The following is a 6,514-nucleotide window of genomic DNA, read 5'->3' as shown; positions in this document are numbered from 1 at the left end:
AAATGTATGTTTCCTAAATGCTTACTGCTATATAGACGTAGGGCAGGCGTCCCGCCCCCCCTGAAGGTCTAATGTTCTAACCTAAGTGCATACTGCTATAACATTAAAATATAGCAGTATTCACTTAGATTAGAACACAAAGGACAGGCGAGACGCCTGTCTTACGCCTGATATTCGTAGGACAGGCGTAGGGCAGGCGTTCCCTTTCACCTCAAGCTCTAATGTCCTAACCTTAGTAGCTAGCGCTATAACCCTCTTTTGTCACTTTGAGGGAATTCGACGAATTTGCGTCATTTCAGGCAACGACAGATGGGGCTCTCACCCCGGTTTGACAGAAGAGGGATAATATAAATTTGGCTTAAATACTTACAATTTATCAAGAGGGGCGAGGGCGGTCGCCCCGGCCAATTGTAATCCAGCACGGCAGCGCACCCCTGTTTCGCGCCGCCTCCCGTAAAAATTAATTAAAGCAATTAAACGGATATTTTCTCAGGGCAATTGTGTGGGGGCGCAACTGGGCGTCCAGCAGACCAGCTTTCGCAGGCCAAGTCCAGCAGCCGGTGTGGCAGTGCCCAGCCCGAAATCAGGACAGCCCCACAAATAAAAGCAGGCGGCGGTGCGGGTAGCTCAAACAAGCAAGCCTTGCGCAATATAAGCGAATATAAAAATTAAGCGCTAAACACGGCAAACAGCCTTCTGTAACGGGTCAGCCATGATAAAAATTTTATACATCTTTGGAGAATTGAGTGACGATGACATCGACTGGATACTGGCAAAGGGTGCGAGAGAGGAAATTGCCGCCGGCACCACACTCATCCGTGAGGGCCAGCCTATCGACAGGCTGTACCTCGTGCTGGATGGAACCCTGACCGTTTCTGTTTCAGCCCTCAACGACCAGCCGATCGCCCTATTAAGTTGCGGCGACGTGCTCGGAGAAATGTCCTTCCTCGATTCCCGCCCCCCTTCGGCAACGGTTACAGCTGTAGAAGACTCCCTGGTGCTTTCCGTTCCTCGCTCGCAATTGGCTGAAAAACTGCGTCAGGATACCGGCTTTGCCAGCCGGTTTTATCGCGCGGTTGCCATGTTTCTCTCCCACCGGCTCCGGGGTACAGTCACCCAGCTAGGCTACGGCAAAAACATCGAAGATCTCGCACAGGTGGACGGGGACGAATCCGCTCTCACCAGCAATGCCGCCTTGGCAAGCGCTAGATTTGACTGGCTGCTCAGACGGCTGAAGAACGGTTTGTAGCGCCGCTGCAGCCCGGTGTCCCGCAGCCGGCGCAGTGGGTTTTCCGTCCGGTTTGACCTTCTTTCTAGAAGGAAGAAGGAAGAGTCAACTAGGATGAAAGATATTCATTTTTCCCCCTTTCCGACCTCCGCGCTTATCTCTTCGAGCGCCCACACTCCGGCGCTGCCTCTCATCGGGTGTTTCTAAAGTAACTGTTAAGCCTCAGTAGGGTCAGCAACCGGGCTTCTTCTCTAGGAGGGCTGAGTTCTTTCTGCTTGCCTACCATAAGAAACCCGGTTTGTTGTGACCATCGCTTTTTCTTTATCAATATCCTCTCACCCCCACTAGGGTCCGGACAAGCAAACAATCTTTGTTGCCGCGCGCATATCTCGGACTTGCCCCGCCAAGAGCGGCGGGGCTGATGGATATCCTCTAGCGGCGGGTGTGCAGATATCCTTTGCCACCGGCAGATATGTCGGACTTGCCCCGCCCCCACAGCGCAGATATTTCGCCAGAACTCGCCCCCACACCGGAATTTTCTACAAAGTTGAGATAGATACAGCTGTTTCTCTTCGAGTTGTGAGAAGATAGAAACCCGGTTTCTAAAAGAAACCGGGTTTCTGGCCCCTCGCAAGTCTCACAAATCATTTAGAACCGCTACAGTATTTTTTCCGGACGCCGAAAACCCCTTGATGCCCGGGTTTTTAATCCAAAATCCGGGCATCTAAAATCCATCCACTGGCACCAGATCCCTGCCGCATTCAGCTCGCAGCTGTGGCTGGGGAACTCTCGCCACTGCAATCCCACACTTCCTGGCATGAAACGGGCGTGCGAGCGGCGCTGCGTCTTGAAACCTTAAAAAACTTCAACATCCTTCAGCTGCCCACTCAGAAAAATCCCAGGATTTGAGTTAGATATAGCAGTATGCACTTAGGTTAGAACATTAGACCTTCAGGGGGGGCGGGACGCCTGCCCTACGTCTATATAGCAGTAAGCATTTAGGAAACCTACATTCCGGCCTCCCTTGCTCCAGAGCTCCCGAAGCTTCTATTGTTCTAACCAATATGACTGCTGCTATAAAAAAAAGACTTGACGTTGGGAACATTTTGTGAGTTAGCGGGTCTGTAGAACCAGCCAAAGCCAAACAGGCTGTGCTTCTACTAACAGCCGTCTATTGTCTAGGAGAGCAAGTTAAATGACCGCAAACCGATGGCAGTCTGGAACAGCTACATTAATAGCCCTAGGAATGATTGCCGGTGCAGCCGCACCGATGGTGGCACCAATTGTGGCACCGGCACCTGCATTTGCCCAAGTAACTTTTTCTGATGTCCAGTCCGACCACTGGGCGAAAGGATTTATTGAAGCTCTGGCGGCGCGAGATATTATCAAAGGATTTCCAGATGGCACCTTCCGCCCCAACGAGCCGGTGACTAGAGCGCAGTTTGCCGCAATGGTGCGCAATGCCTTCAATAAACCGGCCAGCCGCAATCCTGTTAGATTTGCGGACGTACCGTCAAACTACTGGGCGCACACAGCGATTCAGGATGCCTATCAAAAGGGATTCATGAGCGGGTATCCCGGAAATGTCTTCAACCCCAGCCAGAATATTCCACGGGTGCAAGTCTTGGTGGCGCTGTCGAACGGGCTAAACTACACCCCCACCGGCTCCACTGAAAACGTTTTGCAAGTCTACAGTGACGCTTATTCCATCCCGGACTACGCTCGAAATAGCATCGCTGCAGCGACAGAAAACCAGATTGTAGTGAGCTACCCCAATGTCAGAGTGCTCAATCCCAACCAAATCGCCACCCGAGCGGATGTGGCGGCATTTATCTACCAAGCTTTGGTCAGCGCTGGAGAAGCAACCGCTCTCTCCTCCCCTTACATTGTCGCTGGCGTTGCAACACCGCCCCCGACTAACAATCAAATCACTGTTCGAGCGGGAACTTTTATTCCAGTTAAGTACGATAAAGCCGAGAAGATTTTAGTCGCTCCTAACGAACCCAAACCCGTACCCGTTACCCTAACTGTTGCTGAAAATATTCTAGTTGGCAGCACGGTTGCCATCCCCGCAGGAAGCGAGATTCTTGGGGAACTGCAATCGCTACAAAGCGGGCAAAAAGGTGCCCAGTTTGTGGCGAAGGAACTGGTGCTGCCGAATGGGGTGCGGGTGCCAATCAGTGCCAATTCGGCGGGGGTGACAAAAACTGAATCTATCACCAAGGGGATTAATGCCGGCAAAGTGTTGAAGAATGCTGCCTTGGGTGCGGCGGCGGCAGCTGCGATTGCGGCGATCACCGGCGACAGAGCGATCGCTACGGAAGAAGTCTTGCTGGGTGCCGGTCTTGGCACTGTGCTCACCCTGATCGGAGTCTTTCAAGGTCGCGATAAAGTAGAGCTGATTTCTGTCAATCCCAATACGGATTTGAATCTGACGTTGCGCTCTGATTTGGTACTGAGCCGGTAGTATAGCAGCAGCCACTTAGGTTAGGACGTAGGACAGGCGTCTCGCCTGTCCCAGAGACCTTAAGGGCTAGGAGGGAACGCCTGCCCTACGCCTATACTTAATATCCCAGTGTCCTAAACTGACTGTCTATTGCTATAACTGATATAGCAGTAGCCACTTAGATTAGGACATTAGACCTTCAGGGGGGGCGGGACGCCCCCCCTACCTCTATATAGCAGTAGGCATTTAGAAAACGTACATTTCGGCCTCCCTTGCTCCCCTGCTCCCGAAGCTCTTATTGTCCTAACCCATATGACTACTGCTATAGATAGGTAGACCTTATTAAGCATAACATAGTAGCAGCGAAAAACCAGGTTTCTTAAAGAAATCTGGTTTTTTTATGTCTGTACAGGTGTTTGTTGATGGCAGGACTGCCGGTGCCGCGCCCCTGGTTAAGATTGCCGCGCCACCGGCAGCCAGACGACAAAGGTGGTTCCGGGCCCAGTTGCTGGAACCTGGGGGGTGTCAGTGGGCAGCCAGCGGCTAAGGGCTGGGCTAAATACCTCAATTTCGCCCTGCATCTGTTCGAGGAGGTCTTTGGCAATAGCCAAACCCAAGCCGGTGCCGGGAATTTCTGTTTGCGCTTGCACGCCGCGATAGTGCCGCTGGAAGAGGCGCTGCAAATCCTGGGGGGGAATGCCGGGGCCGGTGTCGCTGATGGCAATGGCCATCATTTCGGAAGGGTGAGGCGAGGGAGAAAAGTTGTCCCCCGTTGGGGGAAGCTCGCCTGCTGCTTTTGCCTTTTGCCGGTCCCCCGCCCGGATGTAAATCTGGCCACCGGCTCGGGTGTATTTCAAGGCGTTGTCAGTCAGATTGCTCAAGACTTCCAGCAGCGCTTTGGGGTGGCAAAGCACCGGCGGCAAGTCGGGGGGGATGTCGGCTTTGAGGGTTAGCTGGCGCTCACCGGCAATGGCTGCCGCTGACAGCAGCAGGGGTTGCAGCACTTCCGCCACGGCGTGAGATTCCAGGGGGGATGCCGGCAGCAGGGGCACGGATCCGCCGGCGGGCGGCTGCCGGTCTGCCGCTCTTGGAGCCGGTGGGAGTGCGGGCTCGCCGGCGTCCGGGTCGGTGGCCCGCTCCATCTGGAGCAGCAGCTCTTGCAGGCGATCGCTCTCCCGAATGATGCTGTTGGCAATATCGCGGTTGGCGTCTTTTGGCAGCAAGCGTCTGAGCAGCAATTTGCCAAAGGTCCGCAGTGCCGTGAGGGGATTGCGCAGCTGGTGCAGCAGGTTATCGAGCAAGTCCTGCTGCTGCGCTTGCAGCAGCTGCTGCTGGCGATATTTTTGCTCGAGCCACTGAGAGCGTTTGTCTAAGATATACGCCAGGGTGAGGGTGTGGGCAATCCGCTCGATTTGAGCGATTTCCCGCTCATTCCAGGGTTGGTCTTCCCTGCTGGTGACGAGCAATCCCATCACCACCCCCTCATGGATTAGCGGCAAGACGATTTGGCCCTGTTGCGGCCAGGAATTTTCATCCCAGTCTTTGTCTGGCGCTGCCTGGGCGTCTGAGCCCAAGGAAGGCGTCCGGGAGTCCTGCTTTGGCCGGGCCGGCGGCATGGCTGGGGGGGCTGCCTGGAGTAACCGGGGGATGGGGGCGATGGCGCTGACTTCGGTAGAGGGGACGAGCGCCAGGGGGTGAGTGTCCTCCCACACTGCAGCTGTTTCAGGGTAGGCCACAATCGGGATTAATTTGGCTTCCGCCCCTTCTTGGAGCTCTTGTGCCAAGTAGACCACGCTCAAGGAAGCTCTCAGTGCTTGAGTTAACAGCGCCACCTGCGACCGGCAAAGGGCAACAAATTCTGAACTGGCAGGGCTCAACATGCGTTCAATGGGTTGTTTAACGCGGTTATCGGGGGAGATTTTCCGGACGCTCCGGGGGCAAACGGGAGAGCGCTCCGCATCAAAGGGGCGTTCAGGTGAGGGTTTGGGCGGACGCTTGTGGCCTCTGTGCCGGTCTGCCGGTGAGGGCTTGTGGGCCGGCCTCCCCCAAGTCCCAAGTTCCCATTTTCCTTTCTCCTCAATTGTTCTTCTTTTCTGATACATTTACGCGACATTGTTCCGGGCATCCCGGGACAATGCTACGATAGCACTATCGCCGTCAAAGACGTGCTTAGGCGGTATCCCGCAAAGCTTTCAGGAAGATCCCGAAAGCGCCATTCCAGTCCCGCAATAGCATAAGCCCGCAACTGGGACAGTGGAAAACTTTGGAGCCACCTAACCGGGTGTGGACATGGCCACAGCGAGTGCAGGTCTTGCTGGTGAATTCTTCTGTCACATCCAAAACGGTGGTTCCTGTCAGTTCAGCCTGATGCTTTAAGGTCATCTTGAACCGATAGTGCGCCCATGTCAGCATCGCTCTCGTCGTTTTGGATTTGATTTTTCGCAATACCAAAGGCAACCATGTCGGAAGTCAAGGGAAGTAGGCAGAAAAATCAAACGATAATTGCGAGTTAGGTAGTGTGCGACCTGCTTGTGGGCTTCATCTATCAAGTCTCGAATTTTGACTCGCATCCTCTGAGCGGCGCGCCTCATGCTTCGCCGCCGCTTCTTGCTAGGTTCTTTTGCAGTTCGGCTGACCAAATCATCTAAATGCTGGCACAGTCTAGTGATGCGCCCAATGTCTCCGTTCCCGAACTCCAGGAACTTACACCCATCAAAGCCCGTCAGGAAAGTCCTCACGCCGGGATCTAATGCAATTAGACCATTCGCTTTGGTGGGGTTGACTTGTGCGGGTTCGGGGAAAACAGCAAACCACCTTCCCTTGGCAAAAACTAGCTGGGT

The 6,514-nt window shown here is 54.2% G+C and carries 5 protein-coding genes and 1 pseudogene; 3 read left to right on the top strand and 3 right to left on the bottom strand.

Features of this window, described 5'->3' with window-relative positions; genetic code table 11:
- Nucleotides 1-712: 712 nt before the first annotated feature.
- Nucleotides 713-1,249: a cyclic nucleotide-binding domain-containing protein gene (locus OSC10802_RS0102430; protein ID WP_017715195.1), complete on the top strand. Its 537-nt coding sequence runs from the start codon at nucleotides 713-715 to the stop codon at nucleotides 1,247-1,249.
- A gap of 411 nt (nucleotides 1,250-1,660) precedes the next feature.
- On the opposite strand, the gene OSC10802_RS0102425 is transcribed toward OSC10802_RS0102430, so the two are convergent.
- Nucleotides 1,661-1,876: a hypothetical protein gene (locus tag OSC10802_RS0102425; protein ID WP_017715194.1), complete on the bottom strand. Its 216-nt coding sequence runs from the start codon at nucleotides 1,874-1,876 to the stop codon at nucleotides 1,661-1,663.
- A 126-nt stretch (nucleotides 1,877-2,002) separates the two neighbouring features.
- On the opposite strand from OSC10802_RS0102425, the gene OSC10802_RS55390 reads away from it, so the two are divergent.
- Nucleotides 2,003-2,137, top strand: a complete 135-nt coding sequence (locus OSC10802_RS55390; RefSeq protein WP_255349110.1) for a hypothetical protein — start codon at nucleotides 2,003-2,005, stop codon at nucleotides 2,135-2,137.
- A 286-nt stretch (nucleotides 2,138-2,423) separates the two neighbouring features.
- Nucleotides 2,424-3,695, top strand: a complete 1,272-nt coding sequence (locus OSC10802_RS0102420; RefSeq protein ID WP_026098099.1) for an S-layer homology domain-containing protein — start codon at nucleotides 2,424-2,426, stop codon at nucleotides 3,693-3,695.
- Between the two features lie 431 nt (nucleotides 3,696-4,126).
- Here the strand turns inward: OSC10802_RS0102420 and OSC10802_RS0102415 are convergent, their stop codons facing one another.
- The gene (locus OSC10802_RS0102415; protein WP_017715192.1) at nucleotides 4,127-5,554 is read right to left on the bottom strand and encodes a GAF domain-containing sensor histidine kinase; all 1,428 of its coding nucleotides are present in this window, start codon (nucleotides 5,552-5,554) and stop codon (nucleotides 4,127-4,129) included.
- Nucleotides 5,555-5,776: 222 nt separating this feature from the next.
- Nucleotides 5,777-6,412: pseudogene (locus tag OSC10802_RS56290) on the bottom strand (zinc ribbon domain-containing protein).
- Nucleotides 6,413-6,514 lie beyond the last annotated feature (102 nt).

The sequence above is a fragment of the Kamptonema formosum PCC 10802 genome (assembly GCF_000332335.1).
Lineage (GTDB): Bacteria > Cyanobacteriota > Cyanobacteriia > Cyanobacteriales > Oscillatoriaceae > Oscillatoria.
Note: the sequence above shows the minus strand (reverse complement) of the source record. Positions and strands in the feature narration are given on the sequence as shown.

Bases quoted from the DNA above. Each gene is read 5' to 3' on its own strand.
- OSC10802_RS0102430 (WP_017715195.1), top strand. From the start codon at position 713: ATGATAAAAATTTTATACATCTTTGGAGAATTGAGTGACGATGACATC.
- OSC10802_RS0102425 (WP_017715194.1), bottom strand. From the start codon at position 1,876: ATGATTTGTGAGACTTGCGAGGGGCCAGAAACCCGGTTTCTTTTAGAA.
- OSC10802_RS0102420 (WP_026098099.1), top strand. From the start codon at position 2,424: ATGACCGCAAACCGATGGCAGTCTGGAACAGCTACATTAATAGCCCTA.
- OSC10802_RS0102415 (WP_017715192.1), bottom strand. From the start codon at position 5,554: ATGTTGAGCCCTGCCAGTTCAGAATTTGTTGCCCTTTGCCGGTCGCAG.